Annotated in this window: 18 protein-coding genes; 9 read left to right on the top strand and 9 right to left on the bottom strand. The window is 70.4% G+C overall.

Annotation, left to right across the window (positions count from 1 at the left end; genetic code table 11):
• Window positions 1-72: 72 nt before the first annotated feature.
• The 3 genes from HW274_RS09205 to purH all read right to left on the bottom strand — a co-directional run bounded on the left by HW274_RS09205 (window position 73) and on the right by purH (window position 3851).
• Window positions 73-1425: a dicarboxylate/amino acid:cation symporter gene (locus tag HW274_RS09205; protein ID WP_075404221.1), complete on the bottom strand. Its 1353-nt coding sequence runs from the start codon at window positions 1423-1425 to the stop codon at window positions 73-75.
• Window positions 1426-1605: 180 nt separating this feature from the next.
• The gene (locus HW274_RS09210) at window positions 1606-1905 is read right to left on the bottom strand and encodes a DUF3017 domain-containing protein (RefSeq protein WP_075254834.1); all 300 of its coding nucleotides are present in this window, start codon (window positions 1903-1905) and stop codon (window positions 1606-1608) included.
• 119 nt (window positions 1906-2024) lie between these two features.
• Window positions 2025-3851, bottom strand: coding sequence for a bifunctional phosphoribosylaminoimidazolecarboxamide formyltransferase/IMP cyclohydrolase (gene purH / locus HW274_RS09215; RefSeq protein WP_185988654.1), 1827 nt, complete (start codon window positions 3849-3851; stop codon window positions 2025-2027).
• 262 nt (window positions 3852-4113) lie between these two features.
• Between purH and HW274_RS09220 the strand changes: the two genes are divergently transcribed.
• Window positions 4114-6609 (top strand): hypothetical protein, encoded by a 2496-nt coding sequence (locus HW274_RS09220; RefSeq protein WP_185988655.1) that lies wholly within the window; start codon window positions 4114-4116, stop codon window positions 6607-6609.
• A gap of 8 nt (window positions 6610-6617) precedes the next feature.
• Here the strand turns inward: HW274_RS09220 and HW274_RS09225 are convergent, their stop codons facing one another.
• Genes HW274_RS09225 through sucC form a run of 3 tightly spaced genes read right to left on the bottom strand, consistent with a single transcriptional unit; the run spans window position 6618 to window position 10042 of the window.
• Window positions 6618-7895, bottom strand: a complete 1278-nt coding sequence (locus tag HW274_RS09225) for a DUF6350 family protein (RefSeq protein WP_185988656.1) — start codon at window positions 7893-7895, stop codon at window positions 6618-6620.
• Window positions 7892-8833: a succinate--CoA ligase subunit alpha gene (gene sucD, locus HW274_RS09230; RefSeq protein WP_075404225.1), complete on the bottom strand. Its 942-nt coding sequence runs from the start codon at window positions 8831-8833 to the stop codon at window positions 7892-7894. The genes HW274_RS09225 and sucD overlap by 4 nt, the downstream gene beginning before the upstream one ends.
• Window positions 8834-8836: 3 nt before the next feature.
• Window positions 8837-10042, bottom strand: coding sequence for an ADP-forming succinate--CoA ligase subunit beta (sucC, locus tag HW274_RS09235; RefSeq protein ID WP_185988657.1), 1206 nt, complete (start codon window positions 10040-10042; stop codon window positions 8837-8839).
• 238 nt (window positions 10043-10280) lie between these two features.
• Between sucC and HW274_RS09240 the strand changes: the two genes are divergently transcribed.
• From HW274_RS09240 to HW274_RS09260, 5 genes are all read left to right on the top strand, one after another.
• Entirely contained in the window at window positions 10281-11051 is a 771-nt protein-coding gene (locus HW274_RS09240) for an aminoglycoside phosphotransferase family protein (RefSeq protein ID WP_075254840.1), read from the top strand.
• A gap of 236 nt (window positions 11052-11287) precedes the next feature.
• A complete protein-coding gene (locus tag HW274_RS09245; RefSeq protein WP_185988658.1) occupies window positions 11288-11428 on the top strand; it encodes a hypothetical protein in 141 nt (46 codons plus the stop codon).
• 233 nt (window positions 11429-11661) lie between these two features.
• The gene (locus HW274_RS09250; protein ID WP_185988659.1) at window positions 11662-14028 is read left to right on the top strand and encodes a 6-phosphofructokinase; all 2367 of its coding nucleotides are present in this window, start codon (window positions 11662-11664) and stop codon (window positions 14026-14028) included.
• Window positions 14029-14071: 43 nt separating this feature from the next.
• A complete protein-coding gene (locus HW274_RS09255; RefSeq protein ID WP_185988660.1) occupies window positions 14072-15373 on the top strand; it encodes a chloride channel protein in 1302 nt (433 codons plus the stop codon).
• A 100-nt stretch (window positions 15374-15473) separates the two neighbouring features.
• A complete protein-coding gene (locus HW274_RS09260) occupies window positions 15474-16340 on the top strand; it encodes a CPBP family intramembrane glutamic endopeptidase (RefSeq protein ID WP_185988661.1) in 867 nt (288 codons plus the stop codon).
• On the opposite strand, the gene HW274_RS09265 is transcribed toward HW274_RS09260, so the two are convergent.
• Window positions 16330-16989, bottom strand: coding sequence for a nitroreductase (locus HW274_RS09265; protein ID WP_185988662.1), 660 nt, complete (start codon window positions 16987-16989; stop codon window positions 16330-16332). The two genes, HW274_RS09260 and HW274_RS09265, sit on opposite strands and share 11 nt — an antisense overlap.
• 110 nt (window positions 16990-17099) lie before the next feature.
• Window positions 17100-18968, bottom strand: coding sequence for an alpha-glucosidase (locus HW274_RS09270; RefSeq protein ID WP_185988663.1), 1869 nt, complete (start codon window positions 18966-18968; stop codon window positions 17100-17102).
• A gap of 231 nt (window positions 18969-19199) precedes the next feature.
• On the opposite strand from HW274_RS09270, the gene HW274_RS09275 reads away from it, so the two are divergent.
• The 3 genes from HW274_RS09275 to HW274_RS09285 all read left to right on the top strand — a co-directional run bounded on the left by HW274_RS09275 (window position 19200) and on the right by HW274_RS09285 (window position 23195).
• Window positions 19200-21734 (top strand): TIM-barrel domain-containing protein, encoded by a 2535-nt coding sequence (locus HW274_RS09275; RefSeq protein ID WP_185988664.1) that lies wholly within the window; start codon window positions 19200-19202, stop codon window positions 21732-21734.
• A gap of 79 nt (window positions 21735-21813) precedes the next feature.
• Window positions 21814-22476: a sugar O-acetyltransferase gene (locus HW274_RS09280; protein WP_185988665.1), complete on the top strand. Its 663-nt coding sequence runs from the start codon at window positions 21814-21816 to the stop codon at window positions 22474-22476.
• Window positions 22476-23195 carry a nitroreductase gene (locus HW274_RS09285; protein ID WP_185988666.1) on the top strand — a complete coding sequence of 240 codons (720 nt, stop codon included), beginning with the start codon at window positions 22476-22478 and terminating at the stop codon, window positions 23193-23195. The genes HW274_RS09280 and HW274_RS09285 overlap by 1 nt, the downstream gene beginning before the upstream one ends.
• 155 nt (window positions 23196-23350) lie before the next feature.
• On the opposite strand, the gene HW274_RS09290 is transcribed toward HW274_RS09285, so the two are convergent.
• The gene (locus HW274_RS09290) at window positions 23351-24346 is read right to left on the bottom strand and encodes a CPBP family intramembrane glutamic endopeptidase (protein ID WP_185988667.1); all 996 of its coding nucleotides are present in this window, start codon (window positions 24344-24346) and stop codon (window positions 23351-23353) included.
• Window positions 24347-24404: the final 58 nt, after the last annotated feature.

The raw sequence follows: 24404 nt of genomic DNA on the forward strand, positions 1-24404 counted from the left end.
CGAGAGACTGATCGGGCGCCAGGAGTCGATTGACTCCTGGCGCCCGATCAGTGTGTCAGCGATGTACTGGCTCTACTCTCCCGAGCGGGTGGCTGCAGCCGAGGCCTCGAGCTCCTCGGGGCTGACGACCCCCTCGACGCTGACCGCGTGGAGGTAGGCCATGCCGTCGAAGGAGAGCTCGCGAACGTTCTCCGGGTCGCCCTCGTCGTTGACGGAGCCGCCGGCCATGCGGTCCACGATGATGGCGATGGCGCCGTCACCGGTGACGTTCGTGGCGGTACCGAAGGAGTCCAGGGCGATGTAGGTGGCGATCATGAGGGCCACCTGCTGGTCGTTGAAGCCGAGCATGGAGGACAGCAGACCGGTGGCCGCCATGATGGCGCCCCCGGGCACGCCCGGAGCGGCCACCATCGTGATACCGAGCATGAAGATGAAGCCGATCCACTGGGTGGTGCTCACGTGCAGGTCCTGGGTGAGGACGATCGCGAAGGCGAAGGAGAAGATCTTCGAGGTCGACCCCGCCAGGTGGATCGTGGCGCACAGGGGGATGGTGAAGGAGGCCACCGCGTCGGAGACGCCGTTCTTCTTCGTCTGACGCAGGGTGACCGGGATCGTAGCCGCGGACGAGGAGGTGCCCAGAGCCGTCAGGTAGGCCGGAAGCATGGTGAGCAGTGCCTTGAGCGGATTGCGGCGGCCGATGAGTCCCGCGGTGAGGAACTGGATGCCCAGGATGACGACCTCGAGGATGAGGACCACGACGACGACGCGCAGAAGCGCCTTCATCACCGCCCCGGCCGCCCCGGTGTAGGTGAGGTTGAGGAAGATGCCGAAGATGTGCAGGGGCAGCAGCGGGATGATGAGCCGCTCGATGAGGCGGGTGATGATGGCTCGGAACTCGATGAATCCCTTGCGCAGCACGCCCCGGGGCACCATGGACAGGCCGATGCCCAGGACGAAGGACAGCAGCAGGGCGGTCATGACCTCGACGGCCGGCGGCATCTCCACCGTGAAGTAGCTGCTCAAAGCCCCCTCCGGCTTGGAGACGTCGGCCAGAGAGGTTCCGGCGAGCAGCCGGGGGAAGGTGGCGGCGCACACTACGAAGGTGAGGAAGCCTGCGAAGAGGGTTGAGGCGTAGGCCAGGGCCGTGGTGATCCCGAGCCACTTGCCGGCCCCGCGTCCCAGATCGGCGATGGCGGGGGTCACCAGGCCGATGATGATGAGCGGGATGGAGAAGCTGAGGAACTGGCTGAACAGGTCGGAGAAGGTCGCGAAGACGTTGCCGACGGGCTTGGGAACGAAGGGGTGGCCCCCGAAGCGGATCGACCCCAGGAACAGGGCCAGCAGGATCGCGCCAATGACCCAGGTCAGGATGCTGTGGCTGAGACGATGGGCCAGCGATGGCGAGGCTGAGGGATTGCTTGACATAGAGGGACCTTCAGGGTGTGAAACGAGATGACAAGACGTCTTGACTGGGGCCAGCGTGCCATACCGCTTGGTCACGGCGCCGCACCGGACCGAAGAATGAGCACTCCCAAGGCACAGATCACACGGGGCGGCGCGCAGCGTCGCCGTGAGAACTCACGAGGAGGGCAGAGTGCTCCCTACTCACAGAATGCGGGGCAGGTTGACGTAAGGAGACAGGAGCAGCAGGACAGCGGCCAGGCCGATGCCGAGGACGACGTCGAACAGGCGGCTGCGCGCCGCCAGCCAGGTGCCGTCGGGGCGCTGGATCCGGACGATGGCCAGCACCAGGATCCCGGCGGCCGCCCACAGGACGGCGATGCGGCGGTGCCCCAGCAAGGCGATGGCTGGGACAGCCGCCAGGCCAAGGGCAACGAGGACAACACAGATGGTGCGGTAGGGCTCCTTGTGCTCGGCCTGCTGGGGATGCGGGTCATGAGTCACGGGCAGGAGCCTATCGGCGCGTGGGGTGCGGGTCCATGACCTTTCTCGGACTGGCACGCCCGCCTGGTGCCCGGCGCGAGGAGCCGGGCACCAGGCGGCACAGGCGCCCCAGTGGGAGATCAGTGGGAGAAGTGACGGGTGCCGGTGAGGTACATGGTGACGCCGGCGGCCTGGGCGGCGTCGATGACCTCCTGGTCACGGATGGAGCCACCCGGCTGGACGACGGCGCGGACCCCGGCGTCGATGAGGACCTGAAGGCCGTCGGCGAAGGGGAAGAAGGCGTCGGAGGCGGCCACGGCACCCTGGGCGCGCTGGGGTGCGGCCGCGCCTGCCAGGACATCGGCGGCGTCGGCCCCGCCCACAGCCCCCTTCTCCTGCTGGGAGCCGTCGAGTGCGGCGTCGCCGGTGGAGCGGGCCCCCAGGGTGTTGGCCCGCTCGACGGCCAGCTTGCAGGAGTCGACACGGTTGACCTGCCCCATGCCCACGCCGACGGTGGCGCCGTCATGGGCCAGGAGGACCGCGTTGGAGCGCACGGCGCGCACCGAGCGCCAGGCGAAGACCAGATCGGCCAGGAGCGCGTCGTCAGCGGCCGGACCCGCGGCCAGGGTCCAGGTCGAGGGGTTGTCGCCGGCGGCGTCCAGGACGTCACGCTCCTGGATGACGGCGCCTCCCGAGACCTGCTTGATCTCGTAGCCCTCGCGCTGGGGGGCCTCGACGAGGAGCAGGCGCAGGTTCTTCTTGGTGGACAGGATTTCCACGGCCTCGTCGTCGAAGGCGGGGGCGGCGACGACCTCGGTGAAGATCGGTTTGATCTGACGGGCCATCTCGGCGGTGACAACCGCGTTGGTGGCGATGACGCCGCCGTAGGCCGAGACCGGGTCGCAGGCGTGGGCCTTGCGGTGGGCCTCGGCGACGTCGCCGGTGGCCGAGACCGCGATGCCGCAGGGGTTGGCGTGCTTGACGACGGCGACCGTGACGGCCTGGCCGTGGTCGTAGGCGGCGCGCACGGCGGCATCGGTATCGGTGTAGTTGTTGTAGCTCATGGCCTTGCCGTGGAGCTGGCGGGCGCCGGCCACTCCCCCGCTCGCCCCGGCGATGCGGTAGACGGCGGCCCGCTGGTGGGGGTTCTCCCCGTAGCGCAGGCTCGCGAGGCGCTCGTAGCCGACGCCGACGTAGGCCGGCGGCGCGGCCGGCCCATTGGCTTCAGCCTCGGCCGCTTCGGCCGAGTCCGTGGCGTGGGCGGCGGCGTCGGCCTCGATCTGGGCGGCCATCCAGGTCGACACGGCCGCGTCGTAGGCGGCGGTGTGGGCGAAGGCCTCGGCAGCCAGGCGGCGGCGGCCGGCAAGGGTGAAGCCTCCTTCTCGCACGGCGGCCGCGACGTCCTCGTACCGGTCGGGGCTGGTGACCACGGCGACGGCGGGGTGGTTCTTGGCGGCGGCGCGCACCATGGTGGGGCCGCCGATGTCGATCTGCTCGACGCAGGCGTCGAAGGGGGCGCCGGAGGCGACGGTGTCGGTGAAGGGGTAGAGGTTGACGACGACCAGGTCGATGGGGGTCACCCCCAGGGTGGCCAGCTGGTCGAGGTGGTCGGGCTTGCGGCGGTCGGCGAGGATGCCGGCGTGGACGGCCGGGTGGAGGGTCTTGACCCGCCCTTCGAGGCACTCGGGGAAGCCGGTGACCTCCTCCACCGGGGTGACGGCCAGGCCCTCGGCCGCGATGGTGGCGGCGGTGGAACCGGTGGAGACGATCTCGATACCGGCGTCGACCAGGGCGCGGGCGAGCGGAACGAGGCCGGTCTTGTCGTAGACGGAGATGAGGGCGCGGCGCACGGGGACGCGGTCGGGACTGACGAGACCCTCGGTGGGGACGTGAGCGGTGGGGACCGCCTGGTTCGTGGGCTGTGAGGACTGGGACGACGACGGGGACGAGGACGTTGACGAGGACATGGCGCTCCTGGTGTGGCGTGAGGAAGCGGGACGCCCAGGCGGGCGACGTCCCCTTCATGGATGGCCTCGGCCACTCCCCGGTGGTGCCCCACCCTCGCCAGTCGCAGCCGGCCCCATCCTATCGGGTGGCGGCCACAACGGCACCGGATAAGGCCACCGCGCCTGCCTGACCTGACGTTTTCCATGTCGCTCCCGGCGAATCACCCGACCGAACGGCCTGTTTCCTTGCGGGCGGCTCGAGGGACCGCATACAGTCCACAGCATGACTGCGCCCATCAACATCGCAGCAACACCGGTATATCGGAGGACTCCCCCGGAGCAGTGGCAGGAGGCCGCCTCCGCCTACCGGCGCTGGTGGAGCCGCCACCCAGGATTATCCAGTGCCCTGAACCTGGTGGTGCGCGGAGCCTACGCCTTGATGATCCCGCTGCTCGTCGCCGCCTTGGTGATGGTGCCCAGGCTGGCCTACGCCGCCGTGCCGGCGGCCTTCATGGCCGTGTGCCTCATGGTGGTGGCCCTTCTGGCGCGCACACGCACCATCAGCTGGCGCTCGGTTCTGCTCATGTACGGTGTCGGCGCCGCCTGGTCGCTCGTCGTGGCCGCCATCATGAGCTCGGTGCGTACCCGCGCAGGGCTGTCCGTCATGGGTAACGGGATGAGTATCGCCCTGACCATTGCCCTGGAGGTTCTCAGCCCGCTGGTGCCCCTGGTGCTCGTGGTCTTCCTGGCGCCGGGGCGGATGCGCCGCCTGGCGGCCTCCGACTGGGCCCTGCTGGGTTTCGCGGCCGGCGCGGGCCTGACGGCCCTCAACGACGGCATCCGGGCCCTTGAGGAGAGCAGTCTGCTCTCCTCGGTCCTGGGCAACGGACGCCTGCCCTTCTCCTTCAACCCGTGGACCTCGGGGTCGATGACCCAGGAGAACAGCAACGTCCTGGCCGTCAGCAACCAGGTGAGCACCGCGAACATCACGATGGCGGTAGCGCTGGCGATCACGCTGTGGCGCCTCAAGGACTCCCGGGCCTTCGAAGGGGCCAAGAACCTCGTGTGGCTGCGGATCGTGGCCTGGATCCTTCCGGCCGTGGTCATCCTGCAGTCGGTCAGCGACCACGCCACCTACATCGCCAGGATCGCCCAGCAGCTCGGCCAGAGCGACTCCGGCGGCGGTTTCCCGGCGCTGCTCATGTTCTTGTGGAGGGTCAACGGCGGTGGCCTGAGCGCCATTCCCCTGTCCGTCATCCTCATGGCCGCCTGCCTGCTCCTGGACGCCCACCGCCGCGCCTACGCGGGTGTGCACGGCTGGACGGTGGCCGGGGCGCCGGCTCCCCGCTACCCCAACCTCACCGAGGCGCCGCCCTTCGTGCGCGCTCTCATCGTCTCGGTGGTGGCCCTGGCGAACTTCACCTGGGGCGACCTGGCCGTCACCTGGGGCGCCTACGGGGACCTGCGCCAGGGGCGTCTGTACGCCATGCGGGCGGGGCGAGCCACTGCCGAGCAGGTGCGCGGCGTGCGAGCAGACGCGATGGAGGCTACGACGCCGGGCGCTGAGCCCAATGCCCGACAGGGCTTCCGTCTGGGGATCCTGGTGGTCAGCGTCGTGCTGTTCCTCCTGTGCTGCATGTACGAGGTGCGCACCGTCTGGCAGCTGGCCCCCGAGCTCAAGGAGACCGAGGACGACCTGTTCCTCTCCGCCCTGCCGCGCCTGTTCTCCCAGTGGTGGAGCGGGTTGAGCGGCACCCAGGGGCTCCTCTACGCGATCGGTGCGCTGGCGGTGGTGGCCATGAGTCTGTCCCTCGTCCTAACACTGGGGGCCCCGGGGCGCCGCATCAGCACGGCGCCGTCGTCGAGCGGCCTCCTCGGTCACCTGGCCACTCTCACGCCGGGGCAGGCGTGCCTGGCGCTTCTGGACTTCGCCATGACCTACATGCCTCGCTCAGCCCTGAGCGCCAGTCCCGCCGGTGGCGGAACCGACCTGGCCGCCGAGCTCTCCGTCAACCGGCGGATCCGGAACGCTGAGAGCTTCTCCGAGAGCCAGGCGCTGTTCACAGCGCGCACCAAGCGGCAGGTGGCGGTCGAGGCCGATATCGCGCGCCTTCGCGAGCTCGCTGAGTCTCTGGGCGTGACCGACATCGACGCCCTGGAGCCGAGTCGGATCGATGAGACCATCGCCGATCTGGCCGCCTCCGGGGTCGACTCCCAGGTGGTCGGGCAGATGCGGGACCTGGCCGCCTCAGTGTCGGAGCAGCAGGCCGAGATTTTGGACCTGACGCGCCGCCTCAACACCGGCAACGGCGAGCAGTTCGTCATCCTGGAGGGCTATCGGATCACCGACGACTTCCGGGGTGAGGCCATCGACCAGCGGCCGGTGGACAGCCCCGTCCACGCTCTGGCGCTGTCCCCGGCCGGGAGCCAGCTGGTCGTCGTCGAGTACCAGGGGGCGGCCCCCACCATTGATGACGACGACGAGACCGACATTCCTCCCCGCAGGCTGCCGGGGCGGGCGGCGCACAAGTCGGCCGACAACGTCCTGGAGCACCTGACCCGCGACGAGCGCGTCGCGCGGTTCTTCCAGGAGAATCCCGAGCTGTGGTGGGACATCAAGGAGGGACGCGCCCTCTTGGAGGCGAACGTCCTCTACACCCCCATCCCCGGGATGACCTACCGGGCCGGGACCGCGCTCCTGGCGGTGACGCCTGAGCTCGTCGAGGGCGTGGACGCGGCCGTCAGCGCCCTGAGCGGCGCGGGCACCGCGGCGCGCTGACCTGCGGGTCAGGCCTCGCCGTCCACCTCGCCGTCGTCCGCATCGTCCTCCTCGTCAACGGCATCGTCGCGCACATCCTGGCGCCGGTAGGGCGCCGGCAGGACCGACTCGGGCAGGGTGTTGCGAGCCCAGGCCCGCGTGTAGGGGTGGGCCAGGACGGCCATGGCCGCCAGTCCGACACCGACCTCGACGAAGACGAGGATGACGGTGTAGAGGACCAGCGGACCGACGCTGCTCATCCGGTCCGGCCCCACGGATCCGGAGGCGGCCAGGCACAACAGCCCCACGCCGACAGCAACGAGGAGGGCGGCCAGACCGGCGGCGCTGAGGGCGTAGCGCACCCGCAGGGCGTTGAGCACCGCCCGACGCCGCCAAGCGGCCACCATGGCGCCGGCCGTCACCACCAGGGGCAGCCACAGGCCCACGCTGCTCAGCGGCGTCGATGGCACCAGCCCCAGCAGCGGCAGGCGTGGGACGGGGCCGGCCACGACCCGGTCGGGGGCGAAGACGGTGCCCGTGCCCACGGAGAAGCCGGCGCCGATGAGCCAGGAGCAGGCCCAGATGAGCAGGGTCGGCACCCAGCCGGCCTGAAGCAGGATCAGGCCGGCCATCGCGACGAAGCCGTCCCCGGCCAGGGAGTCGTGCAGGACCGAGACCCGGCCGGCACCGTTGAAGACGGCCGCGACCACTACCAGCAGGCTCAGCAGGCTCAGGGCCCGCGTGGCCCCATAGGCCAGTGACAGGGACGGCCCCAGCCAATGGGGGCGGCGGTCCCACCAGCGGGTCAGGGGCGGCCAGTGGTGGCCGGCGCGCATGAGCTGGATGGCGACGATGACGCCGGTGAGCAGGGCGATGCCGACGACGGCGGGCCAGGTGTCCAGCCCGGCGGGGCCGGTGAGGCAGGCCAGGGCCGCCACGACGGTCGCAGCGGCGACGATGGCCGCCCCGGCCGCCGGCCGGGACGGGCGGGCGCGCCGCACGCAGAACCAGGTCCAGCCCGCCTGCACCAGGGTGAGTCCCAGCAGCGGCAGGCTGAGCACGCCGTCGTCCTCGGAGGTCAGCGCGGTCGAGCCCCCGAAGCCCAGGCTCCACAGGGCGGTCCCGGTGTGCAGGGCGTCGCCTGCGCTGAGGATGGCCGCGGCGTTGAGGCTGGCGGCCGCCTTGGACACGGCGATCGTCGCCAGCACCACCACCAGCCAGACCAGGCCGACCGACTCGACTCCCACGCGCAGGGACCACAGGGCCCAGGACGCCAGGTTGGTGGCTCGCTGCCGCGCCAGGCTCAAGCGGTCACCTCTCCGGCCAGCTGACGGTAGAGCTCGCGGGCGATCTCAGCGGTCTGGCTAGGAGTGCGCCCCACCCGGACGCCGGCGGCCTCCAGGGCGATCTTCTTGGCCTCCGCGGTGCCCGAGGAGCCGGAGACGATGGCGCCGGCGTGCCCCATGGTGCGGCCCTCGGGTGCGGTGAAGCCGGCGACGTAGGCGACGACCGGCTTGGTCATGTGCTCGCGGATGTAGGCGGCGGCCCGCTCCTCAGCGTCGCCCCCGATCTCACCGATCATGACGACCAGACGGGTGTCGGGGTCGGCCTCGAAGGCGGCCAGGGCGTCAATGTGGGTGGTGCCGACCACCGGGTCCCCACCGATGCCGATGCAGGTGGTGAAGCCGAGGTCGGACAGCTCGTGCATGAGCTGGTAGGTGAGGGTCCCGGACTTGGAGACCAGCCCCAGGGGACCGGGGCCGGTGATGTCGGGCGGGGTGATGCCCACGTTGGAGCGGGCCGGGGAGATGATGCCGGGGCAGTTGGGGCCGATGATCTGTACGCCGTGGTCGGCCGCGTAGGCGCGCATCCAGGTGGCGTCGGCCACCGGGATGCCCTCGGTGATGACGACGAGGAGGCGCACTCCGGCGTCGACGGCCTCGACGACGGCGCCCTTGGCGAAGGCGGGCGGGACGAAGACGACGCTCACCTCGGCGCCGGTGGCCTCCTTGGCCTCCGCGACCGTGCCGTAGACGGGGACCTCAACGGTTCCGGCCTGGACCTCGCCGGCTCCGGGGCCGATGGGGGCGACGTCGAAGGCGACGGTGGTGCCGGCCTTGCGGGGGTTGACGCCGGCGACGACCTTCGTGCCGGCCGAGAGCATGCGGGTGGTGTGCTTGCGGCCCTCGGAGCCGGTCATGCCCTGGACGATGACGCGGTCGGTCTCAGTCAGGAAGATGCTCATGTCTCAGGCCTCCTTGCCAGCGGGGCGGCCGCTGATCTTCTCGGCGATGGCGGTGACGACGTCGGCGGCCCCGTCCATGGTGTCGACGACGGTGACGCCCTCGATGGCGGCGTCAGCCAGGATGGCGCGACCGGTGTCGGCGTTGTTGCCGTCCAGGCGCACGACGACGGGCTTGGGCAGCCCGCCCAGGGACTCGACGGCGGTCACGATGCCCTGGGCAACGGTGTCGCAGGAGGTGATGCCGCCGAAGACGTTGACGAGGATGGCGCGCACCTGGGGGTCGGAGGCGACGACCTCCAGGCCGGTGGCCATGACCTCGGCCGATGAGCCGCCTCCCAGGTCGAGGAAGTTGGCGGGCTTCATGCCGCCGTGGCGCTCGCCGGCACCGGCGACGACGTCGAGGGTGGACATGACCAGGCCGGCGCCGTTGCCCAGGACCCCGACCTCGCCCTCGAGGCGCACATAGTTGAGGCCGGCCTCGCGGGCGCGGGCCTCCAGGGGGTCGGTGGCGGCGTTGTCGACGAGCTCGGCGTGGGCGGGGTGGCGGAAGCGGGAGTTGTCGTCGAGGGTGACCTTGCCGTCCAGGGCGATGATGCGGCCGTCGGTGGCCTTGACCAGGGGGTTGACCTCCACGAGGGTGGCGTCCTCGGCGGTGAAGACCTCCCAGAGGCGTTCGATGACGGCGGCGACCTCGTCGGCCAGGGGGCCGGCCTCGAAGCCCGCGGCCTCGACGATCCGATGGGCGACGGCGGGGGTGATGCCCTCGAGCGGGTCGATGCCGATGCGGGCCAGGGCCTCGGGGCGCTCGACGGCGAGGGTCTCGATGTCCATGCCTCCCTCGCGCGAGCACATGGCCAGGTACTGGCGCTCGGCGCGGTCCAGGAGGATGGAGAAGTAGTACTCGGCGTCGAGGTCGACGCCGTCGGAGATGAGGACGGCGCGCACCGTATGGCCCTTGATGTCCATGCCCAGGATGTCGCGGGCGCGGGCCTCGGCCTCGTCAGCGGTGCGGGCGAGCTTGACGCCGCCGGCCTTGCCGCGGCCGCCGGTCTTGACCTGGGCCTTGACGACCACTAGCTCGCTTCCCGCGTCGAGGAGGGACTGCGCGGCGCTGCGCGCCTCCTCGGGGGTTGTGGCCACGGCACCGTCGAGCACGGGGACGCCGTGCTCGCGGAACAGGTTCCTGGCCTGGTATTCGTACAGATCCATGCAGCTGATCCTCTCGGGGCATGTGGATGGCTTGCGGGCGCGGGCCGACGTCGGCCGGGCAGGCACCAGTGATGAGCCTAACGTCCCAGTGGCCGGTTAGGAGGGCGGACACGGGCGCGAACCGCTGGCGTCTCACACAGCGTGGTCGCAGCGTCTCACGGCGGGGCGTGCGGACCGGGACCTCCGCCGGCCACGAGCGCCGTCGATCCACATAGGATGATGAGATGGGGCAGGTGTCATGATCGCGATTCCCGAGGACCTTCAGGGAGGGTCGACCAAGGTCACCAAGATGGGCAGCAGAGTCCTTCGCGCTCGGCACCAGGGCAGCACCAATGTTGAGTGGCTGCTCACCGTGCTGGAGCGCAGGGGGTTCAGGTACTCCCCGCGTTTTGTGGGCCTGTCCGACGACGGCCGGCAGATCCTCGAGTTCATGGAAGGGCGGGCCGGCAACTACCCACTGCCGGCAGCACTGCGCAGCGACGACGCACTTATCTCAGCGGCCCGGGCGCTGCGCTTACTGCACGAGGTGACCAGCGACCTGGCGACCGAGGTGCTGGATGGCTGGATGCTGAAGGCAGTTGAGCCTTACGAGGTCATCTGCCATGGGGACTTCGCGCCGTACAACTGTGTGTTCGACGAGAGCAGGCTGGTCGGCATCATCGACTTCGACACCGCGCATCCAGGTCCTCGCATCCGCGACATCGCCTACGCGATCTATCGCTTCGCCCCACTCACCGCACCAGAAAACGCCGCCGGATTCGGCTCTCTGGCCGAGCAGGCTCGGCGGGCTCGGCTGTTCTGCGACGAGTACGGGGAGGTGAATCGGTCTCAGATCATCGAGGCCACGTGCCGACGGCTGCTCGATCTGGTCCGGTACATGCGTTCTCAGGCGGCGCAGGGCGATACTGCATTCCAGTCCCATCTCGACGACGGCCACGACACCATCTATCTGCGTGACGTCCACTATCTGAAGGCCAACGCGGCGGCGCTCACCAGAGCGCTCATGTAAGAGCCCCGATCAAACCGCCACTGGATCGCGGCACGCGGTCTCTAACCATGAGCGCCGTCGAGAACGTACTTTTCCTACGTGGACTGCGTTGTCCTCCAGATGACTGCGGTCAGACCCCAGTCGTCTGGAGGACAACGCAGTCGCCGATCACGGAGTACGTTCCCGATCCTGAGCTGCTCGCCACGCACGCGAATTATAATGAATTGACATGGGGAGGCTCGATAAGGGAGACGGTCATGCCCGCACTGACGGCGACGAGCGCGCTGGTCGGCGCCGTGGTGCTGCTCGGCGTCTGGAGCGGCAGGTGGTGGGGTCGACGACGCAAGCGCGTCCTCGACGCCGAGGCCCACCGATTCCGCATCCGCAGAGACGGGTAGTTCCCTAGCCTGCGGACCTGCTGCCCCCTGCTCCCACAGCAGGGGGACACATCGCTCCCCTCCTCCCGGGGTTCACCACGAACCGGCGAATGCGCGGATGCCGCAGCAAGGACACGCCTCTGGGACCACAGGCGGATGACGTGGCGGCGCTCACCAGCAACAATAAGGGCTGATGCCCTCCCGGCCGACGCCGGGAGCCAGGCCCACCGGCGCCCCCCAGGGAAGGACCCCACATGCCAGCCGCGATGTCCTCAGACACCGTCCCCTCCCCCACCGGCTCGTCGGCCGGCCCGCTGCTCGGCCTGGACGGCGAGCCCCTGCGCATCGGGGTCCTCACCTCCGGCGGTGACGCCCAGGGCATGAACGCGGCCGTGCGGGCCGTGGTGCGCACCGCCATCCGCCTAGGGGCCAGGCCCTACGCGGTCATGGAGGGCTGGGCCGGGGCCGTGGCCGGAGGCGACGGCATCCGCCCCCTGGAGTGGGACTCGGTGGGCTCCATCCTCCAGCGCGGCGGCACCATCATCGGCACCGCCCGCTCGGCCGAGTTCCGCGAGCGCGCAGGCCAGTTGGCGGCCGCCCGCAACCTGCTGGAGCACGGCATCGACCGGCTCGTGGTCATCGGGGGCGACGGCTCCCTGACCGGCACCAACGAGTTCCGCAAGAACTGGCCCTCCCTGCTCGAGGAGCTCGTCGCGACCGGTGACATCAGTGCGCAGACGGCCGCCGCCCACCCCGTCCTCATGGTGACCGGCCTGGTGGGCAGCATCGACAACGACCTGGTGGGCGCCGACATGACCATCGGCACCGACTCGGCCCTCCACCGCATCCTGGAGGCCATCGACGACATCTCCTCAACGGCCGCCTCCCACCAGCGCACCTTCGTCGTGGAGGTCATGGGCCGCCACTGCGGCTACCTGGCCCTCATGGCGGCCGTGGCCGGGGGCTGTGACTACGTCCTGGTCCCCGAGCTCCCCCCGGGCAAGGACTGGGAGGAGGACATGTGCTCCAAGCTCAAGGCGGGCCGCGAGGCCGGGCGCCGCGAGTCCATGGTGATCGTCGCCGAGGGCGCCACCGACCGTGAGGGCAACCGCATCACCGCCGACGACGTCCGCCAGGTCATCGCCGACAAGCTGGGTGAGGCCGCCCGTGTCACCATCCTGGGGCACGTCCAGCGCGGTGGCCGCCCCAGCGCCTACGACCGCTGGATGTCCACGCTGCTGGGCTGCGCCGCCGCCCGTGAGGTGGTGTCCATGGATCCGGGCAGCGAGCCGGTCATCATCGCCGAGCGCCACAACCGCATTCGCCGCCTGCCGATGATGGAGCAGATCGCGGCCACCCGCGCCGTCAAGGATCTCGTGGCCGCCCACGACTACCTCGGGGCGATCCAGGCCCGCGGGGCGAGCTTCGGCAGGATGCTCGAGCTGTTCGAGACCATGTCCACGCCTCCCGCCGAGCCGGCCACTGACGCGGGATCGACGCCGTCGGCCTCCGTCCGCCCCAAGCGGGTCGCCATCATCCACGCCGGCGGCCTGGCCCCGGGGATGAACACGGCGGCGCGTGCGGCCGTGCGCCTGGGCATCGACCACGACTTCACGATGCTGGGCGTCTACGGCGGCTTCCCCGGCCTGCTGGACGGTGACGTCCGCGAGCTGACGTGGGCCGACGTCGAGGGCTGGGTCGGTGACGGCGGCGCCCAGCTGGGCACGCGCCGCGAGGTGCCCACCATTGAGCAGCTCTACGCGCTGGGGCGGGCCATTGAGCTCCATGAGATCGACGCCCTGCTGGTCATCGGCGGCTACAACGCCTACCTGAGCGCCTACCGCCTGGTCACCGAGCGGGACCGCTACCCCGCCTTCCAGATCCCGATCGTGTGCGTGCCGGCCTCCATCGACAACAACCTGCCCGGCTCCGAGCTGAGCATCGGCACCGACACGGCTCTCAACAACGCGGTGGCGGCGCTGGACTCCATCAAGCTCTCCGCGGCGGCCTCCCACCGCTGCTTCGTCGCCGAGGTCATGGGCCGCAAGTGCGGCTACCTGTCCCTGATGTCGGGCCTGGCCACCGGCGCGGAGAAGGTGTACCTCAATGAGGAGGGCATCACGCTCAAGGGCCTGGCCGCCGACTCCGAGCGGATGGTGGAGTCCTTCCGCTCGGGACGCAGCCTCTACCTGGTGATTCGCAACGAGCGGGCCAGTGTCAACTACACCACCGACGTCCTGGCCCACATCTTCGCCGAGGAGGGCAAGGGCCTCTACGACGTGCGTGAGGCGATCCTGGGCCACCAGCAGCAGGGCGGCAGCCCCACGGCCTTCGACCGGATCATGGCGACCAAGCTCGTCGCCTACTCTCTGGAGCTGTTGGCCTGCGCCCTCAAGCGCGGCGAGCCGTCGGCCTCCTACGTGGGACTGGTTCGGGGCAAGGTCTCCGACCACCCGCTGGACCGGATGAACGACGACCTCGACCGCGACCACCGTCGCCCCCGCCACCAGTGGTGGCTGGGTCTGCGTCCCGCCGTGGGCCTGGTCAGCCAGGACGTCGGGACCCTGACGCTTCAGGACGTGCCCGACTTCGGTGAGGCGGTCGACGACGCGGCCAGCTGACCCACCGGCTCCGGGAGCCGAGCGGCCGGGTATGGTGCCTGGCGTGCGCGTGCTGATACGACCCCGGTTCCTTCTGGCCGCCGCCGTGGCGGGAGTGGCCGCGGGTCTCATCGGGATCGCGATGGCGCTGCTCCTGGGGCTCTTCGAGTCGCTGTTCTACGGCGTCTCCCACGGCGGGCTCCTGGAACGCCTGGCCGCCGCCCCGCCCTGGCGGCGCGCGCTCGCCCCGGCCTTGGGCGGCCTTGTCGCCGGTGGCCTGTGGTGGTGGCTGCGCGCCACCGGCGGGGTGGCCGATGTGGAGTCTGCGGTCGCGGACCGCAGCGGTCAGGCGGCCCCCCGGATGGGGCTGGCGCGCCCCTTCCTCGACGCCGTCACCCAGGTCCTCACGGTCGGTGCGGGCAACTCGGTGGGCCGCGAGGGCGCTCCACGTCTGGCCGCCGGGGCGGTGGCGGCCAGGCTCGCCACCCGCCTGGGGATCGGCAGCAGCGAGGGCGCGATCCTCATCGCCTCCGCCGCCGGGGCCGGCCTGGCGGCCATGTACAACGCGCCGCTGGGAGGGGCCGCCTACGCCGTCGAGCTCGTCATGGTCGCCGGGATGCGACGGCGCGGCGCCCTCGTGGCGGTACCGGTGTGCCTCATCGCCACACTTGTCTCCTGGCTGCACTCCCACGGGCGCCCCACCTTCGAGGTCACCTCGCCAGGCCTGTCGTCGGGAACCGTCCTCGGGCTGCTCCTGCTCGTTCCAGTGACCACGGTTCTCGGCGTGGGGGCGAGGAAACTGTGGTCGTGGATGCTGGCGCACCGGGTACACGTCCTGAAGTGGCTGCCGGTGGCAATCGGAACGGCGGGACTCGTCACCGGGCTGGCGAGCCTGTGGGTCCCGGCGATCGTCGGCAATGGGCGCGACGCCATGGAGATGGCTCTGGGTACTGGCCTTCCCGGGGCCTCTAACCGTGCTGCAGGAGCGGGCCTCGTCCTGCTGGTGGGCATCGTGGCCCTCAAGCCGGTCCTCACCGGTCTCACGCTCGCAGCCGGTGCCACCGGCGGCAGGCTGGCCCCCTCCCTGGCCGCGGGCTCGAGCGCCGGAGCCGCCCTGGCGATCGCGCTCCACGCCTGTGGGGTGCAGGCCAGCGTGGCGGTCCTGGCACTGGCGGGGGCGGGTGCCGTCCTCGCCACCACTCAGAGGGCCCCCGTCTTCGGGATCGTCTTCACCTGGGAGCTGGCCCGTGCCGGAGCCTGGACACTGGTGGCCCTGTTCGCCGTCGTGGTGGCGGTCACGCTGCTGGCCTCCCCCGCCTGGCGGCGCACCGTGGCCTCACGGCTGCGGACCTTACGGAGTCGGTAGCCGGACCCGCCTGCGACGTGTCAGGGTCATTGATTCGACCGCACGAACATATACTCCTGGGCGGATCGCAACCGGTAGCCACTTCTCCATCGGAATCACTATGGATCGTCTCCACGACGCCGCACCGCCTCGTCACGCGCTACAGCCCAGCGCGGCTGACGCCTATGCCTTCGAGACCGGACGCCCCGCTGTCTCCGAGGGCACCGCCCTTGTCGCCGTCGCCCTGCTGGCCGGCGCTCCGGCGCTGGGTACGGCCCTGGCGCTCCTGAAGGGGCAGTGGATCCTCATGCTCGTCCTCCTTCACGTGGGCGGGCTGGCCCTGTGGTTCGGCCTGTCGGGCCGGGGCTGGCGCGACCTGCTGATCGGTGGCGGCGTCCGCAGCAGAACCGTCCTGTTCGTTGTTGGCGCCCTGGGCGGGGTCGCCTTCGGCGGCCTGCACGCCTGGATGGGGCCGACGGGTACCGGCCCGTTGTGGAAGCCGGGGATCACCGCCTCCACGGTGCTTCACGCGCTGGTCTTCGCCCTGACCGTCGGCGTTGCCTACAACGCGATCCCCGAGGAGATCACGCTCAGGCGCACCCTGTTCTCGCCGATACACGAGCGCTTCGGGGCAGCGGCCGCTGTGCTGATGACGACGGCGTCCTTCACCGCCCTGCATCTGCCGACCTGGCTGACCTCCGACACCAGCCTCAAGGGCTACGCCTGGCAGATCCTCCACAAGGTGCTCTTCGGGCTGCTCGCCGGCTGGTCGGTGGTGCGGCTGCGGTCGATGTTCTTCGCCCTGGGCCTGCACGTCAGTGGAAACGCGCTGGGCTTGTTCATCGGTCAGCTCCAGAGCGAGAACCTGCCCGACTTCGAGCTCTCGTGGCTCAACGCGGCGATCCTGCTCACTGGCGCGGCCGCGGTCGCTTCCCTCATCCTCCTCCTGGGCCGACGAGTCAAGCAGCCCTCTGCGCTCAGTCCTTGATTGTGAGGATCTCGTTGACGTCGACGCGGCTGGGGGCGAAGGCCGCCAGCGCCGAGTCTGCGGGATGGCCCAGCGCGATCCCGATCGCGACGATCTCATCGGCTCCGATCCCCATGGCCTCCCCCATGGCCTCGCGCACCTCGTCCGGGTACATGACCAGGGCGTAGGCGTTGATAGCGCCGAGACCCTTGTCGGCAGCCGCCAGGACGAGCATGGCGGAGAAGGCCCCGAGGTCGTGGAAGGACCACAGGGTGGACTCGTCCGGGATCGTCACGTACAGGACTGCCTGGGCGTTGAACAGCCGTCCCTGCGATGCCTGGAACTCCTGAACACCCTCACCCAGCTGCGTACTGATCTGCTCGCCGAGCGCGGTCATGTTCTCCTGGGTGGTCGCAGACCACTCTGTACGAGGCTTCACCGGGAGGTCGGCGTTTCCCTTCCTGCCGGCAGCGACGTCCGCAGCATGACGCTTCTTGATCCCGGCCAGCGTGGCCCCTGTGGCCGCATAGACCCGCCAGGGCTGGGAGTTCACCCACGACGGCGCCTGCTGGGCGGTGCGGACAATGTCGACCAGATCCTCCTGGGAGACGGGCTGGTCGGTGAAGTCTCGTACCGAGTGACGATCGGCGACGGCCTGGCTGAACTCCATGGTGCTCCCCTACTTCCGAAATCCGCGGGTGTGTCCACCCAGGCCAACGACCGGCCGGCCAGCACTATTCCAGCTGGGGCCGTCCGGCGGGCGCAGCGCGCACCACCTCCTCAGGCCCGACGGCGCAGCAGGATCGAGTCCCATCCCGGTAGCGCCTCTGGCAGGCCCGCGTGGGCCGAGCCGGGCTGGACGTCCGGGTCGGCGGCGCGCAGAACCTGCTCGGCCCCGCTCCACTCCTCCGGCTCCAGGCCCTCGGCCGCGAGCGCCGCCATCAGGCCGCCCTGCCCGGTCAGGGGCAGGTCCTCGCGGGCGCACTGGGCGATGAGCAGCAGCTGCTCGATGCCCCCGCCCTGCGTCTCGGGGGCGCGCCACTGGCGCAGGATGACCCAGGCGGTGGGGTGGTCGGCGGCCAGGAGCCGGAAGGTGCCCAGGGCGAGGGCGTCGTCGTCGTGCCGCAGGGCGATGAGCTGGCGGTAGTGCTCGAAGACGCTGCCGGGTACTCCCACCTGGGCGGCGGCATTGACGGTGCCGTGGTCGGGGGCCAGGGCGATCCAGGGCTCGCCGGTGGTGAACCCGGCCTTCTCGCTGCTGTCCCAGTGGACGGGGGTGCGGGCGTTGTCCCGGGAGACGGGGGCGATGCCGGCCAGGACGGCGGCCGGGTCGTCGCCGGCGCGCACGCGCTCGTGGAAGTGGTTGACGGACTCCAGGTCCCGGTAGTCATCGATGGAGCGGAAGACCGTGTTGGCCATGCCCAGCTCCTCACCCTGGTAGATGTAGGGGGTGCCGCGGTGGGTGTGGAGGATCGTGGCGAGGGTCTTGGCCGAGCGGACGCGCCAGGCGGGGTCGTCGTCGCCGAAGCGGGAGACGGCGCGGGGCTGGTCGTGGTTGTCCCAGTAGGCGGAGTTCCAGCCCTTCTCCGCGCTCACGGCACCGGTGGGGGTCGTGGCGGGGGCAAGGGCGGCCTGCCAGTGGGCCAGGTTCTGCTTGAGGGTGACGAGCTCGAGGGGCTGGGGGTCGAACTTGCCGCCGGGCCCGTCGGTGAGGCAGACGTGCTCGAACTGGAAGACCATGTCGAGCTCGCCTCGGGCGGGGTCGGTGTAGAGGGCGGCCTCGGCGCTCGTGGCCCCGGGCATCTCCCCGACGGTGATGACATGACCGGGCCGCGGCGCGAGGACCTGCTGGTTCATCTCGTGCAGGAACTCGTGGATACGGGGGCCGTTGGCGACGGCGGCGAAGGCGTTGCCGTAGAGATCGTCCTCGCCCTGGGGCGCGTCAGTGAGCGGGTAGGTCTTGGAGATGAGGTTGATGACGTCCATGCGGAAGCCGTCGACGCCGCGGTCCAGCCACCAGGTCATCATCTCGTGGATGGCGCGGCGCACCTGCGGGTTCTCCCAGTTGAGGTCGGGCTGCTTGGGTGAGAAGAGGTGCAGGTAGAACTCCTGGCTCTCCTCATCCCAGGCCCAGGCCGACCCGGAGAAGGCCGATCCCCAGTTGGTGGGCTCGGTGCCCGGCTGCCCGGGGGCGAGCCCGTCGACCTGCCGGGCGGGCCGCCAGATGTACCAGTCGCGCTTGGGGTCGTCCTTGGAGGAGCGACTAGCGGCGAACCAGGGGTGCTCGTCACTGGTGTGGTTGACGACGAGATCCATGACCAGGCGCATGCCGCGACAGTGCAGTCCCTCGATGAGGGCGTCCAGGTCGGTCAGGGATCCGAAGAGGGGGTCGATGTCCTGGTAGTCGGAGATGTCGTAGCCGTTGTCGTCCTGAGGGGAGCGGTAGACGGGGCTGAGCCACACGACGTCGACACCCAGCTCGTCGAGGTGGTCCAGGCGGCTGGTCAGGCCGGGGATGTCACCGATCCCGTCGCCGTCGGAGTCGGCGAAGGAGCGGGGGTAGACCTGGTAGACGACGGCGCGGCGCCACCAGTCCGGATCGTCGCCGACGTGGTGGGCAGAGACAACGAGGGGTGCGGGAGAGGTCACGGGCGACTTCCTTCCTACCGGACAGGGGATGCGAGGAAAGCGGGGCGGGCCGGGTGCATGAGGGCCTGCCCCTGCTCCGCCGCCAGTGCTGACGGGGTCTTGCGGGCCGGTACCGATTGTGTCAGAACCCGCCCGGGAGGAGGGCCGATTAAGATGAGTTCTCGCGCCTCACTCGGGGCGCCGCCTCTCCCACCGCTCCCCGTGACGACTCCTGCTGTGAAAGGCCGACTGTTGGTTTCTCCTCTCCGCGATGCCCCTGACACTCCGCGCCCGGCCGCTGCCCGTCCTGAGGCGGTCATCGCCGGGACCTCGTCGGAGGAGTCCCGCTACCGGTTCACGGTGCTCACCTCTCGACTCATCCGCATGGAGCACTCCCCCACGGGCGTCTTCACTGACGCCGCCACCCAGCTGGTCGTCAACCGCGACCTGGGTGAGACGCCGTCGTTCCGGGTGGTGCACGGCCAGGACCGCGTGGAGATCATCACCGAGCACCTGCACCTGACCCATGTGCCATCCCTGGGCTTCTCCCCCGCCGGGCTCAGTGTCAGGCTGCGTTCGACGGCGCTGCACGCCCACGGCGGCACCTGGCACCACGGCGACGTGTGGGACCCGGCCGAGACCTTCCCGACGAACCTGGGCGGCACCACCCGCACCCTTGATGAGGCCGACGGCGCCGTCGCCCTCGGTCCGGGCCTGCTGAGCCTCAACGGCATCACCGCCCTAGACGACTCGGCCTCGCTGCTGCTCACCCAGGACGAGTGGGTCCAGCCCCGTGAGCCCGGCAACCGCCTGGCCGACGGGGCGCAGGACCTCTACGTCTTCGGCTACGGCCAGGACTACCAGGAGGCGCTGCGGGACTTCTTCCGCCTCTCCGGGCCGAGCCCACTCATCCCGCGGGCGCTGCTGGGCAACTGGTGGAGCCGCTACCACCCCTACAGCGACCAGGAGTACCTGGCGCTCATGGACCGCTTCGCCGCCGAGGAGCTGCCCTTCTCCGTGGCCGTCATCGACATGGACTGGCACGTCACCGACATCGACCCGGCGATCGGCACGGGTTGGACCGGCTACACCTGGAACCGGGAGCTGTTCTCGGACCCGGCGGCCTTCCTGGCCGGCCTGCACGAGCGGGGCATGCTGACCACGCTCAACGTGCACCCGGCCCAGGGGGTGCGCCGCCACGAGGAGGCCTATGAGGAGGTCTGCGCCGACCTGGGCCTGGATGCGAGCACCGGCGAGGACGTGCCCTTCAACATCGCCGACCGAGACTTCGTGGGCTCCTACCTCTCGCGCCTCCACCATCCCCTGGAGGATGAGGGCGTGGACTTCTGGTGGCTGGACTGGCAGCAGGGCGGGTCCACGACGGTTCCCGGACTGGATCCGCTGTGGATGCTCAACCACGTCCACTACCTCGACTCGGGCCGCGAGCGCCCGGCGGCCGACGGTGGTGTGGAGCGGCGCCGCCCGGTGACCTTCTCTCGCTTCGCCGACGCCTCGAGCCACCGCACCCCGGTGGGCTTCTCCGGGGACACGATCATCAGCTGGGACTCCCTGCGCTTCCAGCCGCGCTTCACAGCCACGGCCGCCAACATCGGCTACTTCTGGTGGTCCAATGACATCGGCGGGCACATGCTGGGCGGCAGCGACGACACGATGGCGGCGCGCTGGTTCCAACTGGGCTGCTTCTCCCCCATCAACCGCCTGCACTCGTCGAACTCAGGCTTCACCTCCAAGGAGCCGTGGCGCTACTCGCGTGACGCGCGCGCCACGATGGAGGCGCACCTGCGGCTGCGTCACCGGCTGGTGCCCTACCTGTACACGTGGGCGCGCCGCTCGGTGGGTGAGGGCATCGCTCCGGTGCGCCCGGTCTACCACGACCACCCGCGCGAGCTGGCCGCCTACGAGCACCGGGGCAGCTTCTTCTTCGGGGACCTGCTGGTGGTGCCCTTCACCTCCCCGCTCGATGAGACCACGGGCCTGGGGCGGGAGCTGACCTGGCTTCCCGACGGCGTCTGGTACGACCTGCCCACGGGGCGCCGCTATGAGGCCACCACCGGCGGGCGCGGTCGCATGCTGAGCCTGTCGCGCCCACTGGACCGGATCGGGGTGCTGGCCCGGGCCGGCTCGGTCATTCCCCTGGCCGGGAACCTGACGGAGGCGGCCGGGGACAATCCACACGAGCTGGAGATCGTCGTCGTGCCCGGGGGCTCGGGGAGCTTCACCTTGGAGGAGGACGACGGCTCGGCCCAGCCCGGGGAGGACCAGATCGCCCGCACCCACATGGCGCTGACCTGGCCCGATGCCGAGGAGGAGGACGGCGCCGACGTGGTGCTGCGTATCCGCCTGGAGGGGGCGGCTGAGGTCGTGCCGGCCTCGCGGCTGGTGACGGTGCGGCTCCTGGCCGGCCAGGTCGCCGGCGCCTGGCTGGGTGTGGGTGAGCGGGCGCGCCGGCTGGCCACTGAGGAGGTCAGTGGGGACGGCTTCACCCTGGGGGCTGGGACGCTGGTGCACTTGGAGGAACTGAGCCGCCAGGAGCTCATCGACGGCGTCCAGCTGGTCCTTCGTGGCACGAAGCACTCCCCTGCCGACTGGCGCGATGAGGTCCACGCGATCCTGGACGCCGCGCGCGTGGAGTACATGGCCAAGGACCTGGCCTGGGACGCGGTGCAGCGGGGCCTGAGCGGAACCGCCCTGCTGGGTGAGCTCGAGGCCCTGGGCCTGCCGGAGACACTGCGGGCGGCCGTGGCCGAGGTGCTCCCCCACTCCTGAACAGGCTCCGCACACCGACTCCGGCGGGTCGGCTCGAACGGACCAACGGGCGCATCGGGCCACCGCTAGGCTGCTAGGTATGAGTGAGACCCCCACCCCACGCTTCCCAGAGGCCGAGCCCTACTTCGTGGGCGACGAGCGCACCAACCGCGAGCGCATGCTCGCCGGTGACTGGTACGTCGCCGACGACCCGGACAACGCCAGGATCGCCGCCCACGCCCGCAAGATGCTCCACCGCTTCGAGCGGGCCTTCGCCGAGGGCGAGGAGGACTGCTGGGACCTGCTGCGCTCTGCGATCCCGGGGCTGGGCGACAAGGCACACCTGCTGCCGCCGGTGCGCGTGGACTACGGGGAAAACATCGCCGTAGGTGAGGGGACCTTCGTCAACTACGGGCTCGTGGCCCTCGACGTCGCCCGGATCAGTATCGGCGCGCACTGCCAGATCGGCCCGAACGTCCAGCTGCTCACGCCGGTCCATCCCCTGGAGCCGACGCCGCGCGCCTGCTCCCTGGAGGCGGCCGACCCCATCACGATCGGGGACAACGTGTGGCTGGGCGGCGGGGTCATCGTCTGCCCGGGTGTGACCATCGGGGACAACTGCGTCATCGGCGCGGGCTCAGTGGTCACCAAGGACATTCCTGCCAGCAGCCTGGCGGTGGGCAACCCGGCCCGGGTCCTGCGCCGGCTGGACGACTCCACCTTCGGCCCCCGCCATCAGCACCCGCCTCAGGAGACGCCGTAATGAACCCCGAGGCCTTTTCCGAACTGGTCGCTTCCCGGCACTCCGTGCGGGACTTCCGGGCTGATCCCGTACCGCCTGAGGTTATCGAGGAGATCCTGGAGGATGCCCGCCAGGCACCGAGCTGGTCCAATACGCGCCCCTTCATGGTGGCGCTGGCGACCGGTGAGCAGGCGGACCGTTTGCGCGCGGCCTACGTCGAGGAGTTCGACGCTGCCCTCCCTCTCCAGCACAAGGAGCCCGGGGCGATGGCCCGTCTGGCCCTGAGCGGCAAGGCGCCCGACGGCGACTACCCGACCTGGGCCCCCTACCCCGCGGACCTGCTGCCCCACTCTCAGGCGGTCGGTGGCCGGCTGTACGCGCACATGGGTATCTCCCGCAAGGACCGTGAGGCCCGTGACGCGGCCGCTCGCCGCAACTGTGAGGCCTTCGGCGCCCCGGTCATCGGTTTCGTCCTGGTCCACGAGGGCCTCATGCCCTTCGCCGCGCTCGACGCCGGGATCATGCTGCAGACCCTGTTCCTGTCCGCCAAGGCCCACGGCGTCGACTCCTGTCCCCTGGGGGTCCTGGCCACCTGGCGCCGTCCCTTCGACGCCGAGTTCGAGGCGCCGTCGGACTATCGCCTCATCACGGGCTTCGCCCTGGGCTACGCCTCCGAGGCCCCCGTCAACGACTTCCGGGCCGAGCGGCGCCCTGTGCGCCTGGTGCCGAACCGCAGCTGATCCGGTTGCGGCCGGCTCACGCCGTCACCGCCCGCGGTGCTCGACGTCGCGGTCGTACCTTAAGCCTCGCGTTCGAGGGGTAGAGGGTACGACCGCGCGCCCTATGGTACGAACACACAGTGCTCCGTCCGGGTGTCCTGGTTTCGTGACGGATCCTAGGCCGGCTGTGTGCCGTCCAGTGCGGCCTGAGGCGGACGGCGCCAGCAGGGCGGGACAACGAGCCCGCGCCGGCGGACCGCCAGCAGCATGGCCAGACCGGCCGCCGTGCACACGATGACCGCGACGACGGACGCCTCGATTCCCATGACTCCGCCGGTGAGCAGGTCGGGGCCGGTGAAGCGGGCCTCGATGAGTCCGCGTCCTGACCCGGTGCCGGAGATGTCGGAGCCGAAGATGCCGCCCTGGACGAAATTCCAGGCGGCGTGCAGCCCGATCGCCAGCCACAGGCGACGGGTGAGCAGGTAGCAGGCGCCCAGCAGGATGCCCGCCTCCAGTGCGATCGCCGCCGCACCGAAGATGGTGGCTTGAGGGTTGCCGAGGTGAGCGGCGCCGAAGAACACCGCGGTGATGGCCAGCGCCCACCAGGTCCCCAGCCACCCCTCGATGAGGCGGAGCATGACACCTCTGACGAGGATCTCCTCGGTGAATCCGGCGACGATGCCGGCTTGGAGGCCGACGAGGATCCCGGTGCTCCAGCCGACGTCCACCACGTGATAGGAGCCGAGCAGGGCCAGGACCGCGATGACGGTGCACATGAGCATCGCGCCTATGGCCAGGCCGGCCAGGAGCTCCCGCAGTGCCGCCCCGCGCCCGCCCAGTTCGATGACGGGCCGGCCACCGACGAAGCGCACTACCAGCCAGTACCCGAGCAGGGCCAGGGGCACGGCACTGATCGCGACGATGAACGCGACACCCGGCCGGGCTGCCGCCCCGTCCCCGTGTCGCACGAGTCCAGTCGCCACCGCCAGCAGCCCGACGAATATCTGAGCGCCGAGGACGACCAGGATCCCCAGAAGGAGCTGGAGCCAGCCGAGGCGCTCCGCCTTTCGCGGAGGGATGCGCCACTGGGGACTGACCGGGATGAGCCGGTCCAGGAGTCGAGGAGCCCGCGGCTCCACTGATGAAGCTGGGAAGGAGGCCGGGGCGTTCATGACCCCAGTGTTTCCTACCCGCCAGTCGCCACACCTCCCCCACCAGGAGGAACCGGCC

Origin of the sequence: Actinomyces sp. oral taxon 169 (assembly GCF_013394715.1) — a bacterium.
In the GTDB taxonomy this organism is placed as follows: domain Bacteria; phylum Actinomycetota; class Actinomycetes; order Actinomycetales; family Actinomycetaceae; genus Actinomyces.

Coding starts and splice junctions, on each gene's coding strand:
- HW274_RS09265 (WP_185988662.1), bottom strand. CDS start 16,989: ATGGAGTTCAGCCAGGCCGTCGCCGATCGTCACTCGGTACGAGACTTC.
- sucD (WP_075404225.1), bottom strand. CDS start 8,833: ATGAGCATCTTCCTGACTGAGACCGACCGCGTCATCGTCCAGGGCATG.
- HW274_RS09245 (WP_185988658.1), top strand. CDS start 11,288: ATGCCCGCACTGACGGCGACGAGCGCGCTGGTCGGCGCCGTGGTGCTG.
- HW274_RS09250 (WP_185988659.1), top strand. CDS start 11,662: ATGCCAGCCGCGATGTCCTCAGACACCGTCCCCTCCCCCACCGGCTCG.
- HW274_RS09280 (WP_185988665.1), top strand. CDS start 21,814: ATGAGTGAGACCCCCACCCCACGCTTCCCAGAGGCCGAGCCCTACTTC.
- HW274_RS09285 (WP_185988666.1), top strand. CDS start 22,476: ATGAACCCCGAGGCCTTTTCCGAACTGGTCGCTTCCCGGCACTCCGTG.
- HW274_RS09240 (WP_075254840.1), top strand. CDS start 10,281: ATGATCGCGATTCCCGAGGACCTTCAGGGAGGGTCGACCAAGGTCACC.
- sucC (WP_185988657.1), bottom strand. CDS start 10,042: ATGGATCTGTACGAATACCAGGCCAGGAACCTGTTCCGCGAGCACGGC.
- HW274_RS09290 (WP_185988667.1), bottom strand. CDS start 24,346: ATGAACGCCCCGGCCTCCTTCCCAGCTTCATCAGTGGAGCCGCGGGCT.
- purH (WP_185988654.1), bottom strand. CDS start 3,851: ATGTCCTCGTCAACGTCCTCGTCCCCGTCGTCGTCCCAGTCCTCACAG.
- HW274_RS09220 (WP_185988655.1), top strand. CDS start 4,114: ATGACTGCGCCCATCAACATCGCAGCAACACCGGTATATCGGAGGACT.
- HW274_RS09205 (WP_075404221.1), bottom strand. CDS start 1,425: ATGTCAAGCAATCCCTCAGCCTCGCCATCGCTGGCCCATCGTCTCAGC.
- HW274_RS09260 (WP_185988661.1), top strand. CDS start 15,474: ATGGATCGTCTCCACGACGCCGCACCGCCTCGTCACGCGCTACAGCCC.